The sequence below is a fragment of the Sphingomonas sp. Leaf21 genome (genome assembly GCF_916858675.1).
Classification (GTDB): domain Bacteria; phylum Pseudomonadota; class Alphaproteobacteria; order Sphingomonadales; family Sphingomonadaceae; genus Sphingomonas.
Genome location: NZ_CAKASM010000029.1, coordinates 1 through 25,113, shown reverse-complemented (window position 1 = coordinate 25,113; position 25,113 = coordinate 1). Strand labels below are relative to the sequence as shown.

The 25,113-nt window shown below is 67.8% G+C and carries 24 protein-coding genes and 1 pseudogene; 11 read left to right on the top strand and 14 right to left on the bottom strand.

The genetic code is table 11. The features are described from left to right. Positions 1-54 precede the first annotated feature (54 nt). Positions 55-1,896: a translational GTPase TypA gene (gene typA, locus LRP66_RS16200; protein ID WP_230483637.1), complete on the top strand. Its 1,842-nt coding sequence runs from the start codon at positions 55-57 to the stop codon at positions 1,894-1,896. A 627-nt stretch (positions 1,897-2,523) separates the two neighbouring features. On the opposite strand, the gene LRP66_RS16195 is transcribed toward typA, so the two are convergent. From LRP66_RS16195 to LRP66_RS16175, 5 genes are all read right to left on the bottom strand, one after another. After that, positions 2,524-3,411, bottom strand: a complete 888-nt coding sequence (locus tag LRP66_RS16195; RefSeq protein WP_230483636.1) for a TIGR00730 family Rossman fold protein — start codon at positions 3,409-3,411, stop codon at positions 2,524-2,526. Positions 3,412-3,444: 33 nt separating this feature from the next. Next, positions 3,445-4,107: an extensin family protein gene (locus tag LRP66_RS16190; RefSeq protein ID WP_230483635.1), complete on the bottom strand. Its 663-nt coding sequence runs from the start codon at positions 4,105-4,107 to the stop codon at positions 3,445-3,447. Positions 4,108-4,149: 42 nt separating this feature from the next. Beyond that, positions 4,150-4,371, bottom strand: coding sequence for a helix-turn-helix domain-containing protein (locus LRP66_RS16185; RefSeq protein ID WP_058751526.1), 222 nt, complete (start codon positions 4,369-4,371; stop codon positions 4,150-4,152). After that, positions 4,371-4,877, bottom strand: coding sequence for a DUF2975 domain-containing protein (locus LRP66_RS16180; protein WP_230483634.1), 507 nt, complete (start codon positions 4,875-4,877; stop codon positions 4,371-4,373). Before LRP66_RS16180 ends, LRP66_RS16185 begins: the two co-directional genes overlap by 1 nt. Positions 4,878-4,970: 93 nt before the next feature. Then, positions 4,971-5,618 carry a DUF4328 domain-containing protein gene (locus LRP66_RS16175; protein ID WP_230483633.1) on the bottom strand — a complete coding sequence of 216 codons (648 nt, stop codon included), beginning with the start codon at positions 5,616-5,618 and terminating at the stop codon, positions 4,971-4,973. Between the two features lie 164 nt (positions 5,619-5,782). On the opposite strand from LRP66_RS16175, the gene LRP66_RS16170 reads away from it, so the two are divergent. The 6 genes from LRP66_RS16170 (at position 5,783) to LRP66_RS16145 (ending at position 12,466) form a co-directional block, all read left to right on the top strand. Beyond that, on the top strand, positions 5,783-6,940 hold the full coding sequence (locus tag LRP66_RS16170) for a phosphoserine transaminase (RefSeq protein ID WP_230483632.1): 1,158 nt from the start codon (positions 5,783-5,785) through the stop codon (positions 6,938-6,940). Positions 6,941-7,022: 82 nt separating this feature from the next. Then, positions 7,023-8,600, top strand: a complete 1,578-nt coding sequence (gene serA, locus LRP66_RS16165) for a phosphoglycerate dehydrogenase (protein ID WP_230483631.1) — start codon at positions 7,023-7,025, stop codon at positions 8,598-8,600. A 105-nt stretch (positions 8,601-8,705) separates the two neighbouring features. Then, entirely contained in the window at positions 8,706-9,737 is a 1,032-nt protein-coding gene (locus LRP66_RS16160) for an MlaA family lipoprotein (protein WP_230483630.1), read from the top strand. Positions 9,738-9,805: 68 nt separating this feature from the next. After that, complete coding sequence (locus LRP66_RS16155; RefSeq protein ID WP_230483629.1) at positions 9,806-9,961, top strand: DUF559 domain-containing protein; 156 nt, start codon at positions 9,806-9,808, stop codon at positions 9,959-9,961. Then, positions 9,958-11,064 carry an ATP phosphoribosyltransferase regulatory subunit gene (locus LRP66_RS16150; protein WP_230483628.1) on the top strand — a complete coding sequence of 369 codons (1,107 nt, stop codon included), beginning with the start codon at positions 9,958-9,960 and terminating at the stop codon, positions 11,062-11,064. The genes LRP66_RS16155 and LRP66_RS16150 overlap by 4 nt, the downstream gene beginning before the upstream one ends. A gap of 112 nt (positions 11,065-11,176) precedes the next feature. Next, positions 11,177-12,466, top strand: a complete 1,290-nt coding sequence (locus LRP66_RS16145; protein WP_230483627.1) for an adenylosuccinate synthase — start codon at positions 11,177-11,179, stop codon at positions 12,464-12,466. 160 nt (positions 12,467-12,626) lie between these two features. On the opposite strand, the gene LRP66_RS16140 is transcribed toward LRP66_RS16145, so the two are convergent. The 6 genes from LRP66_RS16140 to LRP66_RS16115 form a co-directional block, all read right to left on the bottom strand. Next, entirely contained in the window at positions 12,627-13,061 is a 435-nt protein-coding gene (locus LRP66_RS16140; RefSeq protein ID WP_230483626.1) for a hypothetical protein, read from the bottom strand. Positions 13,062-13,122: 61 nt separating this feature from the next. Continuing rightward, positions 13,123-14,190: a chorismate synthase gene (gene aroC, locus LRP66_RS16135; RefSeq protein WP_230483625.1), complete on the bottom strand. Its 1,068-nt coding sequence runs from the start codon at positions 14,188-14,190 to the stop codon at positions 13,123-13,125. Then, a complete protein-coding gene (locus tag LRP66_RS16130) occupies positions 14,187-14,732 on the bottom strand; it encodes a GNAT family N-acetyltransferase (protein ID WP_230483624.1) in 546 nt (181 codons plus the stop codon). Before LRP66_RS16130 ends, aroC begins: the two co-directional genes overlap by 4 nt. A 209-nt stretch (positions 14,733-14,941) precedes the next feature. Continuing rightward, the gene (gene fabI, locus LRP66_RS16125; RefSeq protein WP_230483661.1) at positions 14,942-15,733 is read right to left on the bottom strand and encodes an enoyl-ACP reductase FabI; all 792 of its coding nucleotides are present in this window, start codon (positions 15,731-15,733) and stop codon (positions 14,942-14,944) included. Between the two features lie 8 nt (positions 15,734-15,741). Further along, positions 15,742-16,713 carry a YihY/virulence factor BrkB family protein gene (locus LRP66_RS16120; RefSeq protein ID WP_230483623.1) on the bottom strand — a complete coding sequence of 324 codons (972 nt, stop codon included), beginning with the start codon at positions 16,711-16,713 and terminating at the stop codon, positions 15,742-15,744. 7 nt (positions 16,714-16,720) lie between these two features. After that, positions 16,721-17,668, bottom strand: coding sequence for a DnaJ C-terminal domain-containing protein (locus tag LRP66_RS16115; RefSeq protein WP_230483622.1), 948 nt, complete (start codon positions 17,666-17,668; stop codon positions 16,721-16,723). Between the two features lie 100 nt (positions 17,669-17,768). Between LRP66_RS16115 and LRP66_RS16110 the strand changes: the two genes are divergently transcribed. Then, complete coding sequence (locus LRP66_RS16110) at positions 17,769-18,011, top strand: hypothetical protein (RefSeq protein WP_230483621.1); 243 nt, start codon at positions 17,769-17,771, stop codon at positions 18,009-18,011. A gap of 130 nt (positions 18,012-18,141) precedes the next feature. Here LRP66_RS16110 and LRP66_RS16105 read toward each other — a convergent pair whose 3' ends face one another. Both LRP66_RS16105 and LRP66_RS16100 read right to left on the bottom strand, forming a co-directional pair. Beyond that, positions 18,142-19,035 carry a transglutaminase family protein gene (locus LRP66_RS16105; protein ID WP_230483620.1) on the bottom strand — a complete coding sequence of 298 codons (894 nt, stop codon included), beginning with the start codon at positions 19,033-19,035 and terminating at the stop codon, positions 18,142-18,144. Positions 19,036-19,046: 11 nt separating this feature from the next. Beyond that, positions 19,047-21,518, bottom strand: a complete 2,472-nt coding sequence (locus tag LRP66_RS16100; protein ID WP_230483619.1) for a circularly permuted type 2 ATP-grasp protein — start codon at positions 21,516-21,518, stop codon at positions 19,047-19,049. A gap of 162 nt (positions 21,519-21,680) precedes the next feature. Here LRP66_RS16100 and pdxH point away from each other — a divergent pair, with 162 nt between their 5' ends. The 3 genes from pdxH to LRP66_RS16085 are packed head-to-tail and all read left to right on the top strand — an operon-like array spanning position 21,681 to position 24,012. Next, complete coding sequence (pdxH, locus tag LRP66_RS16095) at positions 21,681-22,262, top strand: pyridoxamine 5'-phosphate oxidase (protein WP_230483618.1); 582 nt, start codon at positions 21,681-21,683, stop codon at positions 22,260-22,262. Next, positions 22,259-23,209, top strand: coding sequence for a cation diffusion facilitator family transporter (locus LRP66_RS16090; protein ID WP_230483617.1), 951 nt, complete (start codon positions 22,259-22,261; stop codon positions 23,207-23,209). The genes pdxH and LRP66_RS16090 overlap by 4 nt, the downstream gene beginning before the upstream one ends. Beyond that, entirely contained in the window at positions 23,209-24,012 is an 804-nt protein-coding gene (locus LRP66_RS16085; protein ID WP_230483616.1) for a PhzF family phenazine biosynthesis protein, read from the top strand. The genes LRP66_RS16090 and LRP66_RS16085 overlap by 1 nt, the downstream gene beginning before the upstream one ends. A 41-nt stretch (positions 24,013-24,053) precedes the next feature. On the opposite strand, the pseudogene LRP66_RS16080 reads toward LRP66_RS16085, so the two are convergent. Then, positions 24,054-25,113 (bottom strand): annotated as a pseudogene (locus LRP66_RS16080) (chromosome segregation protein SMC); the annotation flags it as partial.

Sequence of the window (25,113 nt, the reverse complement as noted above, 5' to 3'; positions counted from 1 at the left end):
CGAGCTTTGGGCTATGGCGCGCGGCGACATACCCTCCGAACAAGAGAAATTTGCATGAGCCTCCGCAACGTGGCGATCATCGCGCACGTCGACCATGGTAAGACGACCCTGGTCGATCAGCTGTTCCGCCAGTCGGGCACCTTCCGCGACAACCAGCGCGTCGAAGAGCGCGCGATGGACTCCAACGACCTGGAAAAGGAGCGCGGGATCACGATTCTCGCCAAGCCGACCTCGGTCGACTGGACTCCGCCGGGCAGCGACGAGTCGATCCGCATCAACATCGTCGACACCCCCGGCCACGCCGACTTCGGCGGCGAGGTGGAGCGCATCCTGTCGATGGTCGACGGCGTCGTCCTCTTGGTCGATTCGTCGGAAGGCGCGATGCCGCAGACGAAGTTCGTGACGGGCAAGGCGCTGGCGCTGGGCCTGAAGCCGATCGTCGTCGTCAACAAGGTCGACCGTGCCGACGCGCGTATCCAGGAAGTGCTGGACGAAGTGTTCGACCTGTTCGTCTCGCTCGACGCGAATGACGAGCAGCTGGACTTCCCCGTCCTCTACGCCTCGGGCCGCAACGGCTATGCCTCGACCGACATGGACGCGCGCGAAGGCACGCTGATCCCGATGTTCGAGACGATCGTAAACCACGTGCCCGCGCCCAAGGTCGAGGTCGAGGACGTGCCCTTCACCTTCCTGGTGACGCTGCTCGACCGCGATAACTTCCTGGGTCGTATCCTGACCGGCCGCGTCAATTCGGGCACGGTCAAGCTGAACCAGGCGATCCACGCGCTCGACGCCGCTGGCAACATCGTCGAGACGGGGCGTGCGTCGAAGATCATGTCGTTCCGCGGCCTGGACCGCGTGCCGGTCGAGGAAGCCAAGGCGGGCGACATCATCTCGCTGGCGGGCCTGGCCGTCGCCACCGTGGCGAACACCATCGCCGACACCAGCGTCACCGTGCCGCTCCAGGCGCAGCCGATCGACCCGCCGACGCTGTCGATGCGCTTCGCCGTCAACGACTCGCCGATGGCGGGCCGTGAGGGTTCAAAGGTGACCAGCCGCATGATCCGCGACCGCCTGATGCGCGAAGCGGAGTCGAACGTCGCGGTGAAGGTCACCGAGAGCGACGACCGCGACAGCTTCGAGGTCGCCGGTCGCGGCGAACTCCAGCTGGGCGTGCTGATCGAGACGATGCGCCGCGAAGGCTTCGAGCTGGGCATCAGCCGCCCGCGCGTGCTGTTCGGCGAGGACGAGGACGGCAAGAAGACCGAGCCCTACGAAACCGTCATCATCGACGTGGACGAGGAATATTCGGGCACGGTCGTCGAGAAGATGAACCTGCGCAAGGCCGAGATGACCGACATGCGTCCCTCGGGCGGCGGCAAGACCCGCATCACCTTCTCCGCGCCCTCGCGCGGCATGATCGGTTACCACGGCGAGTTCCTGTCGGACACGCGCGGCACCGGCATCATGAACCGCCTGTTCGAGCGTTACGGCCCCCACAAGGGCAAGATCGAAGGCCGCAAGAACGGCGTGCTGATCTCGAACGGCGCCGGCGAAGCGCAAGGGTACGCGCTGGGTCCGCTCGAAGAGCGCGGCATCCTGTTCGTCGGTCACGGCGAGGCCCTTTATGAGGGCATGATCATCGGCGAGAACGCCAAGACGGATGACCTCGAGGTCAATCCGATGAAGGCGAAGCAGCTGACCAACTTCCGCGCGTCGGGCGGCAAGGATGACGCCATCCGCCTGACCCCGCCGAAGAAGATGACGCTCGAGCAGGCGATCGCCTATATCGACGATGACGAAATGGTCGAAGTGACCCCGAAGTCGATCCGTCTGCGCAAGCGCTACCTCGACCCGAACGAGCGCAAGCGCGCCGCGCGGTCGAAGGCGGCGTAATAGGGAAGGGGCCGGGCGGAAACGTCCGGCCCTTTTCTTTTGGGGATGGTGGCGGATGCCACGGAGTGAACGGCGCTTTTGGAAGAAGGCCTTGGCCACATGAAAAGTAGCGGCCGCGCGTTCCTATTGCCGGAAGCGACGCGTGGTCTTCAAAGATGTTTGTCGTAGTTTTGGTAAGATGGTGGAAAGCTACCCGTCTGCTCCAGGCGGTCCGTCCTCAACACGCGGACGTCCTTTCCAGCGACGTCCGATGACGAGCAATGCCACCGGTGTGATGTAAAACCACGCCGCAATCACCGCCCATAGCGCTATCCCCTCCTGCGTGCTTTCGTAGCTGAACGTCGGCCAGAGAGGGACTTCCAGAAGGAAGGCGCTCAACAAGCAAATCGGGACGGCGGTTGCCAACCAAACGGCGGCAACAAGCCGGAACAGCCACAACTTGATCTGCGAAGGTCCGTTGGTCACGTCAGCAGAATGTCTGCTTTCAGGGCCGAGGTCCACCCCTCGCCACGGCCGCTTCCGGCGTTAGCAGCCACTGCGCCGACGCAGATCAATCGAGGCATCAACGACGAAGCCCGCTTCCGACAGGAGGCGGGCTCCTCAAAAATTATAGAGCAAGTGAGTGCTCTAACTTTGTTCGGCTTCCTTGCGCGCGCGCTCCTCGTAGAAGTTGCGCACCACGTCCCAGGCTTCCTCTGCGGTCTCGACATAGGTGAAGATGCCCAGGTCGCGTTCGGACACCACGCCTTCCTCGACCAGCGCCTCGAAATTGACGACCCGTTCCCAGAAGGCGCGGCCGAACAGCAGCACCGGGATCGGCTGGATCTTGCCCGTCTGGATCAGGGTCAGCAGCTCGAACAGCTCGTCGAACGTGCCGAAGCCGCCGGGGAAGGCCGCCAGCGCGCGCGCGTGGAGCAGGAAGTGCATCTTGCGCAGCGCGAAATAGTGGAACTGAAGGCTCAGCGACGGCGTGACATAGGGGTTGGGCGCCTGCTCGTGCGGCAGGACGATGTTCAGGCCCACCGACTCGGCGCCGACGTCGGCCGCGCCGCGATTGGCGGCTTCCATGATCGAGGGGCCGCCGCCCGAGCAGACGACGAACTGGCGCATCCCGCGATCGTCGCGTGGCAGGCGGCTGGTGATCTGCGCCAGCTCGCGCGCGATGTCGTAATATTTGCTCTTGGCGACGAGGTTCTCGGCGATCCTGCGCGACTTGTCGTCATGCGCCAGCGCCAGCAGCGCCTCGGCCTTGGCGGGCTCGGGGATACGCGCCGAGCCGTAGAAGACGAAGGTCGAGGCGATCTTGGCCTCTTCGAGCAGCAGCTGCGCCTTCAGCAGCTCCAGCTGGAAACGGACGGGGCGAAGGTCTTCGCGCAGCAGGAAGTCCATGTCCTGAAAGGCCAGCGTATAGGCGGGGCTTTCGGTCTGGGGCGTCGAGACGATCGTCTTGGCGCTCTCTGCGTCCTGGCTGGCATTGGGGAAGACGCGGTTCGGTACTTGGGTCTTATCGGTCATTTCGGATGATGTAGGCGATCACCGGCCCCGGCGCTACCGGCAAAAGCGGGCGTTATCGTCCTCGAGATGAAGGTGATTGCGGTGCGCGGCATTGTAATCGGGGGTCAACACCGTGCCGAACCGCCTGCACGCCGAGGCGCGGATGGTCGTCCAGAACTGGCGCACCTGCGGATCGGTCGAATGCCAGTCGTTGAGCAGCGTGATCCGACGCCCGTCCTTGAGCACGAAGCCGCCGACATCGACCGCATTGGCCAGCGCATGGCCCGATCGCCGGTCGCCCATCCGCCTGGTTCCGACGATGTTGCGACAGGCATAGCTGCCCATCCCCTCGACCTTGACCAGCGGCGAGCCGAGTATCTGCCACGCGGCGGGCGCGACGGCGTTCCTGATCCACCCGGCAAAGGCGCGGGCATTGCCGCAGCGCATCGCGGTGACGCCGGTGACGGGCACGCCGATATCGGTCAGTTGTACCGCTCCGTAGAGGCCGCAGCCGGGCCCCAGATCCTTGTCGGGCAGACGGCGATAGTCCACCCCCTCGCGACGAAGGTCCGCCTCGCACTGCGCGGTCTCGCGGATCGGCGGGCGATAGGGTTCGGGGCGCGAGGCCTGCTGCACCGGCCGGTCGGATCGGCCGCAGGCGGAGAGCAGCGCGGCCCCCAGAATCGGAACAACAAGAAACAGGGGAACGCGAACCATATGTCCCCCTGTCTTCTGTCTGCTCGCATTTGTCAGCCCCGATCAGCCGTGCGGAGGCGTGTCTGCGACATGCTCCAATATGTCCCCCGGCTGGCAGTCGAGCGCGGTGCAGATCGCATCGAGCGTGGTGAAGCGGATGGCCCGCGCCTTGCCGGTCTTCAGGATCGACAGGTTGGCGAGCGTCAGGTCGACCCGCTCAGCCAGCTCGGTCAGCGACATGCGCCGGTCGAGGAGCAGCCGATCGAGATTGATGCGGATCGCCATCAGATCGTGCCCTCTGCATCCTCGCGCAGGCGCACGCCCTCGCGAAAGACCTGCGCCAGCACCAGGGTCAGCAGGATCGCGAACACGCCGTCCGCGCCCATTGGCTTGACCATGCCCTGTGAGTCGAAGGGCAGCACAGGGGGCAGCGCGATCTGTAGCAGATAGGCGACCGCGATGGTGCCCGCGATCCAATGAAGTCGCTTGACGTTGGCAAGGGTAAAGGGTGCGCCCGCCGCGGTGCTGCGCAGCATCTGGATCAGCGGCAGCAACGCGGCCCAGGCGAGGCCCAGCGCGATCAGCATGACGGCCAGCGCTGCGGCGACCACGCCGGGGGTCTTCACGTCCAGCGCCTGCGCATTGACATGCACCGTCCCCAGCGCGCCGGGCGAGATCGCATCGACGATGAGCACCCCGACTGCCGCCAGGATGATCGCCGTGACGAACGCCAGAATGGCGAGCAGGGCAGCGTAGAGCAGCGTGCTGATATGACTGGCGAAGCGTGTCATGTCGAATGGTCCTCCTTATCGAATCGGTATCGCTATTCGATAAGGAGGTATCGATTATCAATCAATAAAAATAGCGAAAATCGATATGTCGGGCTATCCGGCTTCGGACAGGTCATGGAATTGCGTCGGCGTCGGATCTTCTGTCGCGATGCGATGGCGCTGGAGCGTGGCGATGCCGGTCAGCAATCGGCATGTCAGCAGGGCCAACGGCAGGTCGACAACGATGCCAGCCGCGTTCGCCCATGATACGGAAACCCATTGCTGCGGCGTTTCCGGCGTCCCGGGGAACAGCGCCAGGATATTGCCATAGATGGCGGCGACGATCCAAAGGCCCCACCACAGGTTCAGCCACGTCGGAACGGCGACCGACCCGGGGGCCTCCGGCGCGATGCTGGCGGCGCGGGTTTCGCGAATGCCCTCGAACGGCTTCCATAGGGAGGCGACGGGCACGAAGAACCAGCCGACATTCCAGCCAGGGCTGATCGTCATCGAATCGCTCCACTGCTGCGCGTTGCGATTGACGACATAGATCCAGCGGAAGAAGACGATATGGTAGAGGATGGTAAGCAGGATGAGCCGAAAGTCGGTGGCCTCCGCCCCCTCGACCGTCCGCGCCACCGCGTCGGGTGCGACCGCGCTGTCGAAGCTGCTCAGGTGGCTGATCCGCCACAGATATATTGCTGTTTGACCAAGGTCGCCGAGCAGCCAGAGACAGGTCAGCGCGACTGTCCACCGAGTCAAACGGCTCGGATCCTTAAGCATTCGAAATTCCCCCATGGGTCGTTACCCGGACGCAATATTACGTCGTCGCGATTGTGGTTGTCATCATCGTTCGACATCGCTAGGGCCGTCGACGGGCCACGCGGTCCCAACGCCGCGCGTGCTCTCTGTGAGGAGAGTCTTAAATGACTGATTTGACTGCCGCCGACGCCACTCTTGCGCCCGCGAAGCCCGCCACCAAACCGGCGCGTCCCTATTTTTCCAGCGGCCCCTGCGCCAAGCCTCCCGGTTGGGAAGCCGCCAAGCTCGCGACGGACAGCCTCGGCCGTTCGCATCGCTCGAAGCTGGGCAAGCAGCGGCTGCAATATTGCATCGACCTGATGCGCGAGCTGCTGAAGCTCCCCGACACCCACCGCATCGGCATCGTCCCCGGCTCCGACACCGGCGCGTTCGAAATGGCGATGTGGACCATGCTGGGCGCGCGCCCCGTCACCACGCTCGCCTGGGAAAGCTTCGGCGAGGGCTGGGTGACCGACGCGGTCAAGCAGCTGAGGCTCGAACCCACCGTCCTGCGCGCCGATTATGGCCAGATCGCGGATTTGGATGCGGTCGACTGGTCGAACGACGTTCTCTTCACCTGGAACGGCACCACCTCGGGCGTGCGCGTGCCGAACGGCGACTGGATCGCCGACGACCGCGAGGGGCTTTCCTTCGCCGACGCGACCAGCGCGGTGTTCGCCTATGACCTGCCGTGGGACAAGATCGATGTCGCAACCTTCTCGTGGCAGAAGGTGCTGGGCGGCGAGGGCGCGCACGGCGTCCTGATCCTGGGGCCTCGCGCGGTCGAGCGTTTGGAGACATACACCCCCGCCTGGCCGCTGCCCAAGGTGTTCCGCCTGGTGTCGAAGGGCAAGCTGGCCGAAGGCGTGTTCAAGGGCGAGACGATCAACACGCCATCGATGCTCGCCGTCGAGGACGCCATCTTCGCGCTCGAATGGGGCAAGTCGCTGGGCGGTGCGGATGCGCTGCTGGCGCGGTCGGATGCCAATGCGGCGGCGCTGAACAGGATCGTCGAGGACCGCGACTGGCTTGGCCATCTCGCCGCCGATCCGGCGATCCGCTCGACCACCAGCGTCTGCCTGACGGTCGAGGGCGCGGACGAGGCGGTCATCAAGAAGATGGCCTCGCTGCTCGAAGCCGAAGGTGCGGCCTATGACGTGGCGGGCTATCGCGACGCGCCTGCCGGCCTGCGCATCTGGTGCGGCGCCACGGTCGAAACCGCCGATATCGAGGCGCTCGGCCCCTGGCTCGACTGGGCCTACGCCACCGCCACGGCGGCCTGAATCTTATCATTGCCCCGGCCAGCGTGCCGGGGACCTTCCCCCATTCCACAACCCCGGCCAGCCTGGGGTGACGAGGTGAACCATGCCCAAAGTTCTCATCAGCGACAAAATGGACCCCAAGGCCGCCCAGATCTTCCGCGAGCGCGGGGTCGAGGTGGACGAGATCACCGGCAAGACGCCGGACGAGTTGAAGGCGATCATTGGCCAATATGACGGCCTGGCGATCCGCAGCTCGACCAAGGTGACCAAGGAGATCCTGGAGCACGCGACCAATTTGAAGGTCGTCGGCCGCGCCGGGATCGGCGTCGATAACGTCGACATCCCCGCCGCCAGCGCCAAGGGCGTGGTGGTGATGAACACGCCGTTCGGCAACTCGATCACCACCGCCGAACACGCCATCGCGCTGATGTTCGCGCTCGCCCGCCAGCTGCCCGAGGCCGACGCCTCGACGCAAGCCGGCAAGTGGGAGAAGAACCGCTTCATGGGCGTCGAACTGACGTCGAAGACGCTGGGCCTGATCGGCGCGGGCAATATCGGCTCGATCGTCGCCGACCGCGCGCTGGGCCTGCGGATGAAGGTCGTCGCCTTCGATCCCTTCCTGACGCCCGAGCGCGCGCTGGAAATGGGCGTGGAGAAGGTGACGCTGGACGAACTGCTCGCTCGCGCCGACTTCATCACGCTGCACACGCCGCTGACCGACCAGACCCGCAACATCCTGTCGGCCGAGAACCTCGCGAAGACCAAGAAGGGCGTGCGCATCATCAACTGCGCGCGCGGCGGCCTGATCGACGAGGACGCGTTGAAGGCGGGGCTCGATTCGGGTCATATCGGCGGCGCGGCGCTCGACGTGTTCAAGGTCGAACCGGCCAAGGAAAGCCCGTTGTTCGGCACCCCGAACTTCATCTCGACACCGCACCTCGGCGCGTCGACCACCGAGGCGCAGGTCAACGTCGCGATCCAGGTCGCCGAGCAGCTCGCCGACTTCCTCGTCTCGGGCGGCGTCACCAACGCGCTCAACATGCCCAGCCTCACCGCCGAGGAAGCGCCCAAGCTCAAGCCCTATATGGCGCTGGCCGAAAAGCTCGGCTCGCTGGTCGGCCAGCTCTCGCACGGCGCGGTGACGGGCATCGCGATCGAAGCCGAAGGGGCCGCCGCCGCGCTGAATCTCAAGCCGATCACGGGCGCGGTGCTGGCGGGCTTCATGCGCGTCCATTCGGACACCGTGAACATGGTCAACGCGCCTTTCCTCGCCAAGGAGCGAGGCCTTGACGTGCGCGAAGTGCGCCATGACCGCGAGGGCGATTACCACACGCTGGTCCGCGTGACGGTGACGACGGCCGACGGCGAGCGTTCGGTCGCGGGTACGCTGTTCGGCGATCAGGCCCCGCGTCTGGTCGAGCTGTTCGGTATCAAGGTCGAGGCCGATCTCGCCGGGCCGATGCTCTATGTCGTCAACGAGGACGCGCCGGGCTTCATCGGTCGCCTCGGCACCACGCTGGGTGAGGCGGGCGTCAATATCGGCACCTTCCACCTCGGTCGCCGCTCGGCGGGCGGCGAAGCGGTGCTGCTGCTCTCGGTCGACGAGGCGGTGGACGCGGAACTGCTGGCCAAGGTCAAGGCGCTGCCGGGCGTGAAGACCGCAATGGGTCTGGTGTTCTAAAGAGCCTACCACCGGCGGCGTCGTGCCGCCGGTGGTACGGCCGTCCGCGCGTTTGCCAAATCGGATGAGTTGCGCCATCCTCGCGGTCGGGGACGGGGGCGGTATATGGCGATAGCGGCGGTGGCGATCTGGCTGGCGAGGGTGGAGCAGGTGCCTGCGTCACCGCCTGCTCCCGCGTCGACCGTCATGATGCCGGTGGTCGCCGCCGATCAGGTGACGACGCCTGCCGCACCGCCGACCGGCGTTCCGGCGGCCGCTTCGGCGGAAACGCTGCCGACGGTGCCGGACGTCGCTTCGGGCGAGCCATTGGCGACCGTGCAGACGGTGCCCGCCACGCCGGAGGGCGAGCAGCAGGCGACCGGCAGCATCGTGGTGACCGCGCGCAACCCGTGGGAGGCGCCCGATCCGCTCGCCGATATCAACGCGAAGTCCTTCGCCGCGACGGAGGATGTCGACCGCGCGGTCGTGGCGCCGTTGTCCAGGGCCTATAAGCAGGGGCTTCCCGAACCGGTGCGCGACGGGATCCACAATTTCCTGTACAATCTGCGCGAGCCGGTCGTTTTCCTGAACTTCCTGTTGCAGCACAAGCTGGGCAAGGCCGTCGAGACGCTGGCGCGCTTCGCGGTCAACTCGACGGTCGGGGTGATCGGTACGATCGATATCGCGCGGCGCAAGCCCGTCAGGCTGCCCCGGCGCAGCAATGGCTTTTCCAACACCCTGGCCTTTTACGGTGTGCCCAACGGGCCGTTTCTCTACCTGCCGCTCGTCGGGCCGACCACGGTGCGGGACCTGTTCGGCGGCGCGGTCGACCGCATCGCGATGCCGCTCATGCTCGGGCGGGGGGTGACCGATCCCAAATTCGCCGTGCCCGCCGGTGTGCTCGGCGCGCTCGACCACCGTGCGGAGTTCGACGACACGTTCAAGGCGGTGCGCGCGGCGCCGGGCGACCCTTATGCCAATGCCCGGGATTTCTACCTGCAGCGGCGCCAGGCGGAGATCGATCAACTCCATGGTCGCCGCGGGACGGGGATGGGGTCGGGCGTCGGCGGGATGAGCGAGGCGCCGAAGGGCACGATCCGGCTGAAGGGGCGCAACGGCGACCGGGTTCGCGAGGTGCCGATCGCACCCACCCCCTGAAGAACCACGCCATCGGAGCGATCCCCACGTCCCGTCGGGGGAGGCGTCAGGGCATGTGGTCATAGAGGTTGACGGCGATACGCATAGCGACCAATCACGCGGGTGCCCACCGCACCGCCGGGTTGCAGAGCCACGGCTATACGGTGATCCGCTTCCCCAATGCGGATGTCATGACCCACCCCGACAGCGTGGCGCCCACGCTGATGAACAGGCTTATCCGATGACCGCGCTCCTTCCCGAAGGCTATCACGACCGTCTTCCCCCCTATGCCGACGCCGCTGCGTCGGTCGAGGCGCGAGTGCTGGAGGCGGCGCGGCTGCATGGCTATGAGCGCGCCGATCCGCCGTCGATCGAGTTCGCCGAGGCGCTGGGGTCGCGGTTGAAGGCGGGCGGGCTGCATGACGCGGTGCGCTTCGTCGATCCGGTGTCGCAGCGGACGCTGGCGATCCGGCCCGACCTGACCGCGCAGGTCGCGCGGATCGCGGCCACCCGCATGGGGCATCACCCGCGTCCCGTTCGCCTGTCCTACGCGGGCACGGTCGTGCGCCTGCGCGGGTCCGAACTCGCCCCCGCGCGCGAGTGGCGGCAGATCGGGGCGGAGCTGATCGGACTCGACTCGACGGCCGCTGCCACCGAAGTGGTGCGCGTCGCGGTCGAGGCTCTGGTCGCGGCGGGTACGATGGGCATCTCGATCGACTTCACGCTGCCCGATCTGGTCGATCTGCTCGCCGCCGGGCCGCTTCCGGTCGCCGCCGATCAGGTGACGGCGCTCCGCGACCGGCTGGACGCCAAGGATGCGGGCGGGGTCGCGGCGATCGCACCAGCCTATCTGCCGCTGGTCGAGGCCGCCGGGCCGTTCGCCAGCGCGATGGAAAGGCTGCGCGCCTTCGACACCCAGGGCGTCCTCGCCAGCCGTCTCGATGCGCTGGAGGCGATCGCGGCGACGCTGGGCGAGGGGGTGTCGATGACGCTAGACCCGACCGAACGGCATGGGTTCGAGTTCCAGAGCTGGCTGGGCTTCTCGCTGTTCGTCGCTGGCCCCCCGCGCGAGGTCGGTCGCGGCGGCACCTATACGATCTTCCATGAGGACGGCACCGAGGAGAAGGCCACCGGCTTTTCGCTCTACGCCGACGCCATCGTCGCCACCGCGCCGCCGACCGAGCGGCGGCGGTTGTTCCTGCCCTTCGGCACCGACGCCGCGACCGGCGCTGACTTGCGGGCGCGGGGTTGGGTGACGGTACAGGCGCTGGAGGACGGCGATACGCCCGAGGCGCAGCTCTGCACCCATATCCTCGACGGCGGTCAACCACGCGCCATCGCCGGTTGACACAGGGGGGCGCGTCCCGCTAGGCGCGCCCCGCACATCATTGGAAACCCCCATCCGCCGAGTCCTGTCGAAGGGCGCATGGGGTCCGTCCGGCAGGCGGAGCATAGCATCCATGGCAAATGTAGCAGTCATCGGCGCGCAATGGGGCGACGAGGGCAAGGGCAAGATCGTCGACTGGCTGGCCGAACGCGCCGACATGGTCGTGCGCTTCCAGGGCGGGCATAATGCCGGTCACACGCTGGTCGTCGGCGAGAATGTCTACAAGCTGTCGCTGCTGCCCTCTGGCATCGTGCGCGGCACCCCCAGCGTCATCGGCAACGGCGTCGTCCTCGACCCCTGGGCGCTCAAGGCGGAGATCGAGCGGCTGGGCGAGCAGGGCGTCCATGCGTCGCCGGAGACGCTGCGCATCGCCGACAATTGCCCGCTGATCCTGCCGATCCACCGCGACCTGGACGGTCTGCGCGAGGACGCCAGCGGCGCGGGCAAGATCGGCACGACGCGGCGCGGCATCGGCCCGGCCTATGAGGACAAGGTCGGCCGCCGTGCGATCCGCGTGTGCGACCTGGCGCATCTCGACGATCTGGGGCCGCAGCTCGATCGCCTCTGCGCGCATCATGACGCGCTGCGCGCCGGGTTCGGCGAACCGCCGGTCGACCGCGAGCGGCTGCTGGCCGATCTGCGCGAGATCGCCGCCTTCGTCCTGCCCTTCGCCAAGCCGGTGTGGCGCGACCTCAACGCGGCGCGCACGGGCGGCAAGCGCATACTGTTCGAGGGCGCGCAGGGCGTGCTGCTCGACATCGACCATGGCACCTATCCCTTCGTCACCTCGTCCAACACCATCGCGGGTGCGGCGGCCGGCGGCTCGGGGCTGGGGCCGTCGGGCGTCGGCTTCGTGCTGGGCATCGCCAAGGCGTACACCACCCGCGTCGGCTCGGGCCCGTTCCCGACCGAGCTGGAGGACGAAACCGGCCAGCGGCTGGGCGAGCGTGGCCATGAGTTCGGCACGGTCACCGGGCGCAAGCGTCGCTGCGGCTGGTTCGACTCGGTGCTGGTGCGCCAGTCTGCGGCGGTCGGCGGCATCACGGGCATCGCGCTGACCAAGATCGACGTGCTCGACGGCTTTGACGAGGTGAAGATCTGCGTCGGCTACAAGCTGGGCGATCAGACGCTCGATTACTACCCGACCCACGCGGCGGATCAGGCCAAGGTCGTTCCCGTCTATGAGACGATGGAAGGCTGGCAGGAATCGACCGCTGGCGCGCGGAGCTGGGCGGATCTGCCCGCGCAGGCGATCAAGTATATCCGGCGGATCGAGGAGCTGATCCGCTGCCCCGTGGCGCTGGTCTCGACCAGTCCGGAGCGCGAGGACACGATCCTGGTTCGCGACCCGTTCGCGGATTGATTGGCGGAGGCCCCGGCGCGAGTCGGGGCCTTTTTGCCGGAGGGGGTTTCGGCAACAACCGTTCAGCCAGAGCGGAGTCGAAGGCCACGCCTCGCCCAAATGAAAAGCCCGGCCGCTTTCGCGACCGGGCTTTCCCCGTAGTGACTGAACCCGAAGGGGATCAGCGCATGCCGCCGCTGCTGCCCGGCGGGGTGGTGGTGCCGCCCGTGGTGCCGCTGCCCATCGAGCCGCTGGTCGTCGGGTCGCTGCCCATCGAACCGCTGCCGGTGGTGGTCGACGAACCGGTTGCGTCCGGCGTGGTCGACGGCGTGCTCATGGTCGAATCCGGCGTGGTCGCCCGCGTGCGGCTCTTCGAGCGCGTGGTCGAACGCGTGGAGGAGCGGGGCGTGGTGGTCATCGAGTCACCCGTCTGACCCATCGTCTGGCCCGGCATGGTGGTCTGACCCGGCATCGTCTGCCCCGGCATCGTGGTCTGGCCCGACATGGTGCCGGTGCTGCCGCCCGACATGGAACCCGTGCTGCCGCCCGAAACCTGGGCAAATGCCGCCGCGGGGATCAATAAGGCTCCGGCAGCGATCATGTGCATGGTACGCATCGATTCTCTCCTGCTTTGTTCTCGAATGGTTAACGAGGCAGAAGGACGGACGTTCCGTTATTTAACCACATTGACCGCGATGAAGCAACGCCTGATCGGCGAGAACCAGCGCAACCATCGCCTCGACCACCGGCACGCCGCGAATGCCGACGCACGGGTCGTGGCGGCCTTTGGTGGCGATCTGGGTTTCCTCGCCGGTGCGGGTAATGGTGTCGACCGGGGTCAGGATCGAACTGGTGGGTTTGAACGCGACCCGCATCGTCACCGGCTGGCCGGTGGCAATGCCCCCGGCGATCCCGCCCGCATGATTGGCGAGGAAACGGGGGCCGCCATTGCCGGCACGCATCGGGTCGGCATTCTGCTCGCCGGTCAGCGCGGCCGCCGCGAAGCCGTCACCGATCTCGAAACCCTTGACCGCGTTGATGCTCATACAGGCCGAGGCGAGCTCGCTGTCGAGCTTGGCATAGAGCGGCGCACCCCAGCCCGCGGGAACGCCGGTCGCCTCGCAGGCGACGACCGCGCCGACCGAGGAACCCGATTTGCGCGCGCCGTCGACGATCGCCTCCCAACGTTCGGCGGCGGCGGGGTCGGGGCAGAAAAAGGGGTTGGCGTCGATCTGCGCGTCGTCGAACGCCGCATAGTCGATCCTGTCGCCGCCGATCGCCTCGACCCAGGCCCGGACGCGGACTTCGGGAATGACCGCGCGCGCCACCGCGCCCGCAGCGACGCGCGCCGCCGTCTCGCGCGCCGAGGAGCGGCCGCCGCCGCGATAGTCGCGGAAGCCGTATTTCGCATCATAGGCGTAATCGGCATGGCCGGGCCGATAGGCGAGCGCGACGTTGCCGTAATCCTTTGACCGCTGGTCGACATTCTCGATCATCAGGCTGATCGGGGTGCCCGTCGTCTTCCCCTCGAATACGCCGGAGAGGATGCGGACCTGATCGGGTTCGCGTCGCTGGGTGGTGAAGCGGCTGGTGCCCGGACGGCGCTTGTCGAGCCAGGGCTGGATGTCCTCCTCCGACAGGGCGATGCCCGGCGGGCACCCGTCGACCACCGCGCCCAGCGCGGGCCCGTGGCTTTCGCCCCAGGTGGTGAAGCGGAACAGGCGGCCGAAACTATTGAAGCTCACGCTGCGTCTCCCAGCCGGGCGAAGGCCGGCGCATGTGTGGCGGCCCCGCGCACGCCGCAGGGGATCAGCCCGCCCTGAAGCGGGGCGGCCAGGAAATATTCGCCCGCATAGGGGCTGTCGAAACCGCTCGCGACATCGGCGGCGAAACCGAACCGACCGTAGAAGCCGGGGTCGCCGAGCGCGAAGCACAGGACGACGCCCTCCTGCTCCAGCCGTTCGAGTCCGGCAGCGACCAGCGCCTCGCCGACGCCCTGATGCCGCCAGTCGCGTGCGACCGCGACGGGGGCGAGGGCGACCGCGTTGATCGGCTTGCTACCGATCTCGACGGCCATCCGGCTGAACGCGATCGCGCCGATCAGGGTATCGGTATCCTCGTCGATCGCGACCAGCATCAGGACCATGTCGCCCTCGACGCACAGGTCGCGGACCAGCGCCGCTTCGGCCGGGGCGGGGAAGCTGGCGACGAGGAGCGCGTCGAGTGCGGCGACGTCCTGCCCCTGTGCGGGGCGGTTGGTGATGGCGGCGATGGGCTGGTCGGACATGGGTAGGTCTTTAGCGTCGCCGAGGGGCCAGGCGCGATAGATAATGTTGGCGGGCATTCCTCCCCTGGAAGGGGAGGTGGCAGGGCGAAGCCCTGACGGAGGGGTGTCGGCGTTCGCGATGGCGGGCTGTCCTCGCCAGCGTCCATGCCCCTCCACCACCGCTTCGCGGCGGTCCCCCTCCCCAAGCATGGCTTGGGGAGGATTTTTGGTTACGCCAACGCGATGTCCGGCGCGTCTTCGGCCTTCATGCCGATGACATTGTACCCGGCGTCGACATGGTGGATCTCGCCCGTCACGCCCGACGACAGGTCGGACAGCATGTAGAGCCCCGCGCCACCCACATCCTCGATGGTCACGGTGCGACGCAGCGGCGCGTTCAGTTCGTTCCACTTCAGGATATAGTTGAAGTCGCCGATGCCGCGCGCGGCCAGCGTCTGGATCGGGCCCGCCGAGATCGCGTTGATGCGGATATTCTCAGGCCCCAGATCGACCGCGAGATACTTGACGCTCGTCTCCAGCGCCGCCTTGGCCACGCCCATGACGTTGTAATGCGGGATGACCTTTTCCGCGCCGTAATAGGTCAGCGTCAGGATCGAGCCGCCCTCGGGCATCATCTGGCGCGCGCGCTGCGCGACGGCGACCAGCGAATAGGCCGAGATGTTCATGGTCATCAGGAAATTGTCGAGCGTGGTGTCGTAGTAACGACCGCGCAACTGCGACTTGTCCGAAAACCCGATGGCATGGACGACGAAGTCGATCGTCGGCCATTCGGCCTTCAGCCCCTCGAACAGCGCGTCGAGCGACTCCATCTCGGCCACGTCGCAGTCGAACAGGCGCGCCACGCCGAGCTGCTCGGCCAGCGGGCGAACCCGCTTTTCCATCGCCGCGCCCTGATACGAAAAGGCGAGCTCCGCGCCCGCCTCCGAAAGCTGCTTGGCGATGCCCCAGGCCAGCGATTTGTCATTGGCCAGGCCCATGATGAGCCCCCGCTTGCCTGCCATCAATCCGTTCACGCCGTTACCGCTCCTGCCGGTTCGCTGTCTTCAATCGCCCTCTCTAGCCCCGTTTCCGGTGGTTCCGCCAGTGCCGCGTTCAAATGCGCCCCGAAAACCAGGCCGAGGCCGATCAGATAGAAGAACAGCAGCATCACGACGACACCCGCCAGGCTGCCATAGGTCAGGTCGTAGCCGCCCAGTTTCGACAGCACCCAGGGGAGCAGCGCGGTCATGCTGACCCACCAGGCGGCGGTGAACAGCGCGCCCGGCCATTTGGGGCAGTCGCTCTCGCGATATTTGCCCGGCGTGACCGAGTAGAACAGCATGTAGAGCGCACCGAACATCACCACGCCGGGGATCAGTCGCGACAATCCGACCCACCCCGCGACATCCTGCGCGAACGGCACCAGGCGATAGATGAACTGCTCGGCGGCGGTCAGGATACCGGCGGCGAGGAAGGACAACAGCGCGACGATGACCGACGCGATCATGACCAGGGTCGAGGACAGGCGCGACTTCCAGAAGGCGGCGGTCGCCTTCACGCCGTAAGCGCGGTGGAAGATGTCGCGGATCGTCTCGATAAAGCCGCCCACCGTCCACAGCCCGACCAGCCCGCCCAGCCACAGCAGCGATCCGGTCCGCGCCGCCAGCACGTCGGCGATCGGCTTGCGCAACAGGTCGCTGACATCGGGGGGCAGGACGTGGAGGAAGCTTTCCACCGCATGTTGCGTCTCGTTGCTCTGCCCGAACAGCGAGAGCAGCGCGGCGGTGGTGATGAAGAAGGGGAACAGCGTCATCAACGCCAGATAGGCGAGGTTCCCGGCATGAATGAATCCGTCATTGAACACGCCCAGGCTGGTCCGTTTGAGGACTTCGAAAGCGTAGGAGCCCGGCCGGACCTTGGCGATCTGCCGGTCCAGCCGCTGCCGCGCCTTGCCCTGATGATGTGCACGTTCTTCGGGGGTCAGGCCGTTGGCATCGCTCATGGAACGATCAGACGCCCATGGCGGCCCTCGGGTTCCTGGCATCCTTCCATTCGGCGGCGAAGCGTTGCAGCTCGGCATCATCGGCGGGCAGGTCGACGATCAGCGTGATCAACTGGTCGCCACGTCCGCCAGACTTCCTGTGGAACCCCTTGCCCTTCAGGCGCAGCGTCTTGCCCGAGGTCGTGCCCTTGGGGACGGTCAGCATCACCGGACGCTCGACGGTCGGCACCTTCACCTGGCCGCCCAACACCGCTTCGGTCAGCGAAATCGGCAGGTCCAGGCGGACATCGTCGCCGTCGCGGGTGAAGAAGCCATGCGGGCTGACCTCGATCGTGACGATCGCATCGCCCGCGCCGCCGGGACTGGGCTCGCCCTTGCCCGCCAGCCGCATCTGGGTGCCGTTCTCCACGCCGGCCGGGAGCTTCAGGTCGATGGTCTTTCCATCGCCGAGCGTCACCCGCTGCGGGCTGAGCGTCGCCGCGTCGATGAAGGGCACCTTGAGCGCATAGTTGATCGTCGCGCCCTTCTGCGCCGACCGGCGGCCCCCACCACCGAAGCCACCGCTGAAACCGCCGCGCCCGGCGCCACCGAACATCCCCTCGAAGATGTCCGACATGTCGGCACCCTCGCCGCCAAAGTCGAACTGCTGTCGGAAACCGCCCGCGCCGCCCGGACGCGGGCCGCCGCCGCCGAACCCGCCAGCGCCACCGCCATAGCCGAAGGGCGATGCCGGATTGCCGTCCCCATCGATCTCGCCGCGATCGAAGCGGGCGCGCTTGTCCTTGTCGTTGAGCAGGTCATAGGCGTTGGTGACCTGGCTGAATTTCTCGGCCGCCTTGGGATTGTCCTTGTTGCGGTCGGGATGCAGTTCCTTCGCCAGCTTGCGATAGGCTTTCTTGATATCGGCTTCGCTGGCCGTGCGGCTTACGCCCAGCGTCTGATATGGATCGGCCACTCTGTTCCCCGTTGGCAGTGTATTACCGATCTATGTGGGGAAGTCCGCGTCGGAGCGCAATCCGGTTCCCATGCGTTGCAGCGCGAGAAGGAGAAGGATCATGACCCAGCCGATGCAGGCGATGCCGAAGGACGGGCCAAAGGACGGCAAAAAGGGCGCCATCGATGGCGTCTCGGATACCCCCGGCAAGCATGGCGGCGAGAGCCAGGGCGGCGGCTATGAAGGCGTACCCGAGCGCGACGGCGACTTCCACGGCGGCCAGAGCGGAACGGCCTATCACGGCAAGGGTGGCAAGTCGGACCCGGACAAGGACAATCCCAATGCGGTGACCGAGGAGGGGTAAGGCCTGTCCCTGATCGGCCTCGACGAAGTGGGCGCCTGCGGGATGACGCTCGTGGCGAGGTGAGAGCGCGAAGTCCGACTTCATCCGGTGCGAACGGACGTGCCGACGGGCGAGGGCGTGACCACCGGGCCTACCCCGCCGCCATGTCCTCCACGGGTGCGACGTCCACGCTGACGTCCATCTTCTGCGCCCCCGACCCCAGCACCACACCGTCGACCGGCGCGATCTCGGCATAGTCGCGGCCGACCGCGACGATGATGTGGTCGCCCGCCATCCAGATGCCGTTGGTGGGATCGACGCCGACCCAGCCATGCTCCGGCCCGCCCCAGATCAGCACCCAGGCATGGGTCGCGTCCGCGCCGACCAGCCGTGCCTGGCCCGGCGGCGGCAGGGTGCGGATATAGCCCGACGCATAGGCCGCGGGGATGCCCGCCGCACGCAGCCCGGTAATCATGATCTGCGCAAAGTCCTGGCACACGCCGCGCCGCTGGCGAAAGGCCTCGGCCGGGGGCGTGTCGACCAGCGTCGCGGCGGGGTCGAAGGCGAATTCGCGCTGGATGCGGTTCGCCAGCGCGAAGCCCGCGTCGAGCGCGCCGCGTTCCGGCGACAGGTCGGCCGCGCACCATTCGGCAATGGCGGGGTCGAGCGGGATGAGCGGCGAGGGGAAGATGTAATTGGCGGGCCCCGCCGCCGACAGGTCGCGGCTCGACCGGGCGAGGGACGACACCTCGGCCAGGGTCGGGTCGTTGGCCGAGGGCATCGGCACCGGCCGCTCGACCCGCATCCGCGCGCGGCTTTCGATCGTCAGGCTGCGCACCGGACGGTCGACGACCAGCCGCGTGACATGCGCCAGCCCAGCCTCGGCATGTGCGGCGCGGGTGCGGCCGACCGGCTCGACGACGAGGTCGTAGCTTTCGAGCGTCTGGCCCGGCCAGTCGATCGGCTTCAGCCGCAGGTTGCAACGCGCATATTTGACCTGCGCGCCATAATCGAAGCGGGTGATATGGCGGATATCGTAGATCATGCGCCCCTTTGTCATGCGAGGGTCAGCCCCCCCGCGCGCAAGGGTTCCGCACCCTGCAGGAAATAGCGCCGGGCGATCGCCTCCGACAACAGGCCCAGCCGCCGCTCGACATCGCCCAGCGTATCGGCGTCGAGGGTGCGCGCGTCCGCCGTCTCGATCGCGGCACGGATGGCGATCGCCTGTGCCTGTTGCGGCTCGGTCATGTCGTCGTCGGACAGGATGGGCAGGCGTGCCAGGCACTCGGCGATCCGCACCGTCTGATAGGCGAGCGCGCGCGGGTTGTTGGGATCGAGCGCGACGAGATCGACCACCGCGACGCGCGCGAGGCCGGTCGGATAGCGCTGTCGATAGCTGATTTGGCTGTTGGCGAGGTCGAGCAGGGTGGACAGGTCGTCCGCCGACGCGCCCGCCATGCCGAATAGTCGCGTGGCGCGCGCCACCGCCATCGCCCGCTCCACCCGGCGGCCGAGATCGTGGAAGCGCCAGGCGGTCGTGCGTACCATATGCTCCGCCGACAGGCCGGCGATCGCGGCATAGCGGCGCTGGAGCGAACCGGCGCGATCGAGCATGCCGACATGGCTGGGGAAGGGGGCCTCGAGCAGGCGGACCATGTCGGCTGACAGCCGGTCGCGCGAACCCTCGCTGATCCCGCGCGCGAGGCGGTTGATGCGCGCGACCGAGTGCCACCCCTCATCCTCCATCGCGGTGCGCGCGAACTGGGTCAGCGCGGCGCGGTGCAGGCTGTCGGGATGCGGCGCCGCGCCGCCCCCGGCGATCAGGCCGACCAGCCGCCCGACGGTGCGCGGGTCGAGCGCCGCGCCGCCATCGACGTCGATCGAATTGCCCAGCATAACCCGGATCGCGGCGAGCAGCGCCTCGCCCCGCTCCATATAGCGGCCGAGCCAGAAGAAATTGTCGGCGACCCGGCTGGGCAGGGTGCCCGGATTGCGGCGGACGTGGAGGGAGTCGGGCGCGGCGAGCAGCGACATCGGCGCGACCGGCTCGGGTCCGTGGATACACACATCGGCGGACCACAGCCCCTCACCGATCATCGCGGCGGTCGCTTCCGGATGATCGCCGATCCGCCCGAACCCGCCGGGCAGGACGGTCCACTGCCCCTCGGCATCGCGCGCGGCGAAGACGCGAAGCGTGAAGGGGCGCGGTTCCAGCCGGTCGCCGATGACGACGGGCATGGTCGACAGGCGGACCATCTCCTGCCCGACATAATCCTGCGGTCGCCGCGCCATGTCGGCGATGAGCGCCGCGCGCGCGTCGGCGGACAGGCTCGCGCCCGCCTGCGCCCCATCGGGCAGGCCCAGGGGCTTGAGGCCGAAGGCGGGGGCGATGAGCATGGTGTCGAGATTGGCGAGGACATGCCCGGCCTGCTCCGACCCACCGCACCACCAGGTCGCGATCGTCGGCAGCGCGAGTGGCTGGCCGAGCATCTGCCTGGCGAGCACCGGCAGGAAGGCGGAGAAGGCCGGGCTTTCCAGCACGCCCGCACCGGGGGCATTGGCGATCACCACCTGCCCCTCGACATAGGCGTCGATCAGGCCGGGCACGCCGATCTGCGAATGGCTGTCGAAGGCCAGCGGGTCGAGCATCCGGGGATCGAGCCGCCGCCACAGCGCGTCGATCCGCTTCAGCCCGGCGACGGTGCGGACATAGACCTGCCCCTCGATCGCGGCGAGGTCCGCGCCCTCGACCAGCAGCAGGCCGAGATAGCGCGCCAGATGCGCCTGCTCGGGATAGCTGGGGTTGAACCGGCCCGGCGTCAGCAGCCCGATTCGCGGGTCGGCGCGGCGGCATTGCGCGGCCAGTCCGGCACGGAAGGCGGCGAAGAAGGGGGCGTGGCGCTGCACGTTCAGCCGGTTCTGCAGGCCGCCCAGCGTCCGGCTGACCGCCAGTCGGTTCTCCAGCGCATAGCCCGCGCCCGCCGGATTGCGCAGGTGATCGGCGAGTACCCGCCATTCGCCATCGGGACCCCGCGCCAGATCGAAGGCGACGAAGCTCAGATGATGGCCGCCCGGCGGGGTGACGCCGACCATCGGGCGAAGGAAATAGGGGCTGCCGGTGGCCAGTGCGGCGGGGATATGGCCCTGTCGTACCAGGTCGCCGGAGCCGTAGAGATCGGCGAGGATCGCCTCCAGCAGGCCGGCGCGTTGCCGGACCCCCGCCTCGATCCCGGCCCATTCGCGCGTGTCGATCAGCAGCGGGACGGGCGAGACGGGCCAGGGGCGCTCGTCGGTTTCGCCGATGATGCGGAAGCCGGTGCCGATATCGGCGGCGTGGCGCTGCACCCGTTCGCGGGCATGGGCCAGGTTGCTGGCGACCGCCGCCAGTTCCTCCAGCATCGCGCGCCAGGCCGGATCGCTCGATCCCGCCAGCACGTCGGCGTTGGCCGTCGCGGCCTGACGATAGGCGGCGATCCAGGCGGCGGCCTGCGCCTGGCTATCTTGGGAGGGCGTGACGCTGGGGTCCATCGGGGCGGGAAAATCGCCGTATCGGTGCCAGGTTGCAACAGATGATTGGGCATTCGGCCGACTTGCGGGTGGAAAACACGGGCCCAGGCGGGGCGCGCCGGTGATTCAGCGTTTCCGTTCGCGACATTGGTTTTCGTCCGGCACGGGCGTATGGACGCGCGCATGGCTGACGATCCCTTTGCCCTGTTCGACCGATGGTTCGCCGAAGCGCGGACGAGCGAACCCAACGACTCCAATGCGATGGCGCTGGCGACGGTCGATTCGACCGGCCAGCCCTCGGTCCGGATGGTGCTGCTCAAGGGGCATGATCCGCGGGGATTCGTCTTCTACACCAACCGCGAGAGCCGCAAGGCACAGGAACTGGGTGAGGGCAGCAAGGCCGCCTTGCTGTTCCACTGGAAGTCGCTGCGCCGCCAGATCCGTATCGAGGGGCCGGTGACCCGCGTGTCGGACGCCGAGTCGGACGCCTATTTCGCGAGCCGGGGGCGGGATTCGCAGCTCGGCGCCTGGGCCTCGGACCAGTCGCGCCCGCTCGACGCGCGCGAGACGTTCGAGGCGCGGTTCGAGGCGATGCGCACGCGTTTCGAGGGCGGCGACGTACCGCGCCCGCCGCATTGGGGCGGCTACCGCGTCGCGCCCGTGCGCATCGAATTCTGGCTCGACCGCGAGCATCGGCTGCATGAGCGCCGCGTCTTCACCAAAACCAGCCAGGGTGGCTGGGACGAAGGATTGCTGTTTCCGTGACGCAGGACGAACGCAAGAAGGTCATCCCTCTCGCCACGCGTGCGGCGCTGGCCAGCGTCGCGATGGCGCTGTTCCTGCTGGCGCTCAAGGGGTTCGCCGCGTGGCGGACGGGCTCGGTCGCGATGCTCGGCTCGCTCGCCGACACCGCGCTGGACCTGCTCGCCAGCCTCGTGACGCTCTACGGCGTGCGGCTGGCGGCGACGCCCGCCGACCATGACCACCGTTTCGGCCATGGCAAGGCGGAGGCGCTCGCGGCGCTGTTCCAGGTCGCGCTGATAACCGCCTCGGCGGGCGGGATCGCCTGGCGCGCGGTGATGGCGCTGGGTGCGGACAATCCCACGACCGACGCCGAATTCGGCATCGGCGTGTCGGTGGTCGCGATCCTGGCGACGATGGTGCTGCTCGCCTATCAGCGCAGCGTGATCCAGCGGACCGGGTCGGTCGCGATTCTGGCCGACAACGTCCATTACCAGTCGGACGTGCTGCTCAACGGATCGGTCATCGTCGCGATGGTGCTGGACCAGTATTTCGGCTGGCACGGCGCCGATCCGATCTTCGGCATCGCCATCGCCTTGTGGCTCGCGTGGGGCGCGTTCCAGGCGTCGTCGACGGCGATCGACCAGTTGATGGACAAGGAATGGTCCGACGACCAGCGCGCGGCCTTTCTCGACGTCGCCGCGCGCCAGCCGGGGTTGAAGGGGATCCACGACTTCCGCACCCGCCGTTCGGGCAGCCACGACTTCGCGCAATTCCACATGGAGGTCGACCGCGACATGACCGTCGCCGCCGCGCATGACGTGGTCGAAGGTGTCGAGCGGGCGCTGCGTCGCAGCTTCCCCAAGGTCGAGGTGCTCATCCACCTCGATCCCGAGGGCCATGTCGACACCGACAATCCGCTGGTCGAGGCGGATGTCACGCCGCACTGGTTCGGCAAGCGGGTCTATTGATGCGCATCCCCTTCACCCAGGTCGACGCCTTCGCCGACACGGCGTTCGGTGGCAATCCCGCGGCGGTGATGACGCTGTCCGCCTGGCTCGACGATGCCGTGCTGCTGAGGATCGCGCAGGAGAACAACCTGTCGGAGACGGCCTTTCTGGTGCCGGGCGACGGGCAGGCGGCGGAGTTCGAACTGCGCTGGTTCACGCCGGGCGACGAGGTGGAGATGTGCGGCCACGCCACGCTGGCGAGCGGGCATGTCGTGCTGTCGTCGGACACGACGCTCGAGCGCGTGCGCTTCGCGACGCGTCGCGCGGGGGTGCTGGAGGTCGCGCGCGACGGCCTGGGCTACAGCCTGTCGCTGCCAGAGCGGACGCCGGTGCCCCAGGCGCTGCCCGAGATGGTAACGGCTCTCGGCATCGGCGAGCCTGTCGAAACGCTGCTCCATCCGGCTGGCTACGCCCTGATCGTGACGGACGATGCGGCGAAGGTGCGTGGCTGCACGCCCGACTTCGCGGCGCTCGCGAGGGCGGGGCGCTATGTCGTCATCCTGACCGCTCGCGGCGGCGTGGGGGAGGCGGATGTGGTCAGCCGCGTCTTCGTCCCCGCCTTCGCGATCGATGAGGATCCGGTGACCGGTGCGGCCCATGCGGTGCTGACGCCCTATTGGACGGCGAAGCTGGGTCGCGCGTCGTTCGTCGCCGAACAGGCGAGCGCGCGCGGCGGGCGGCTGACCTGTCGGATGGATGGGGAGCGGGTGATCCTGGGCGGAGCCTGCGTGACGGTGATCGAGGGGGTGTTCCTGCTGCCTTGAAAGGCCCCATTCCTCGCCAGGCAAAACTTGGGAGGAATGGGTCACTCCGCCGCGAGCAGCGTCTCCGCCGCTTGCAGATCCACGGACACCAGTCGGCTGACGCCGCGTTCGATCATGGTCACGCCGAACAGCCTGTGCATCCGGCTCATCGTCACCGCATTGTGGGTGACGATCAGGTAGCGGGTGTCGGTATCGCGCGCCATCCGCTCGAGCAGCCCGCAGAAGCGGTCGATATTGGCATCGTCGAGCGGCGCATCGACCTCGTCCAGCACGCAGATCGGCGCGGGGTTGGTCAGGAACAGCCCGAAGATCAGCGCCACCGCCGTCAGCGCCTGTTCGCCGCCCGACAACAGCGTCAGCGACTGGAGCCGCTTGCCCGGCGGCTGCGCCATGATCTCCAGCCCGGCCTCCAGCGGGTCGTCCGAGTCGATCAGCGCCAGATGCGCCGATCCGCCGTCGAACAGCGTGGCGAACAGTGCCTGGAAATGCCCGTTCACTGCCTCGAACGCGGTGAGCAGCCTTTGCCGCCCCTCGCGGTTGAGCAGTCCGATCGAGGCACGCAGCCGCGCCACCGCCTGGACCAGATCCTCGCGCTCGGCCGCATTGGCGGCGCCACTCGCCTCCAGCTCCGCCAGTTCCTGTTCGGCGACAAGATTGACCGGGCCGATCCGTTCGCGGTCGGCCGACAGCTTGTCGTGCGCGGCCGCCTCGACCTGCGGCGAGCCGACCCCTGCGCCGGTGAAGCCGAGCTTTTCGGGAAGGACCGGCGCGGGGCAGGCGAAGCGCTCGCCCGATACCCGGCCCAGTTCGACGCGGCGCAATTCGTGATTCTCCAGCCGCGCCAGCGCTCCCGCACGCGCCTCACGAGCAGTGGAAAGAAGGGTATTCGCCTGCCCATGCGCGGCCTCCGCCGCACGCTGATCGCGCTCGGCATCGGCTTCCTCCGCCTGGGTTCGCGCCGCCTCCTGCCTGGCGGCATCGTGCGCGGCGGCGAGCGTGGCAATCTCGGCGGCGAGGTGCGCGGGACGGTCCGCCAGCGCCGCCGCGTCGCGGTCCAGCGTCGCGGCACGCGCGTCCATCTCGGCGATCCGCCCCGCCGCC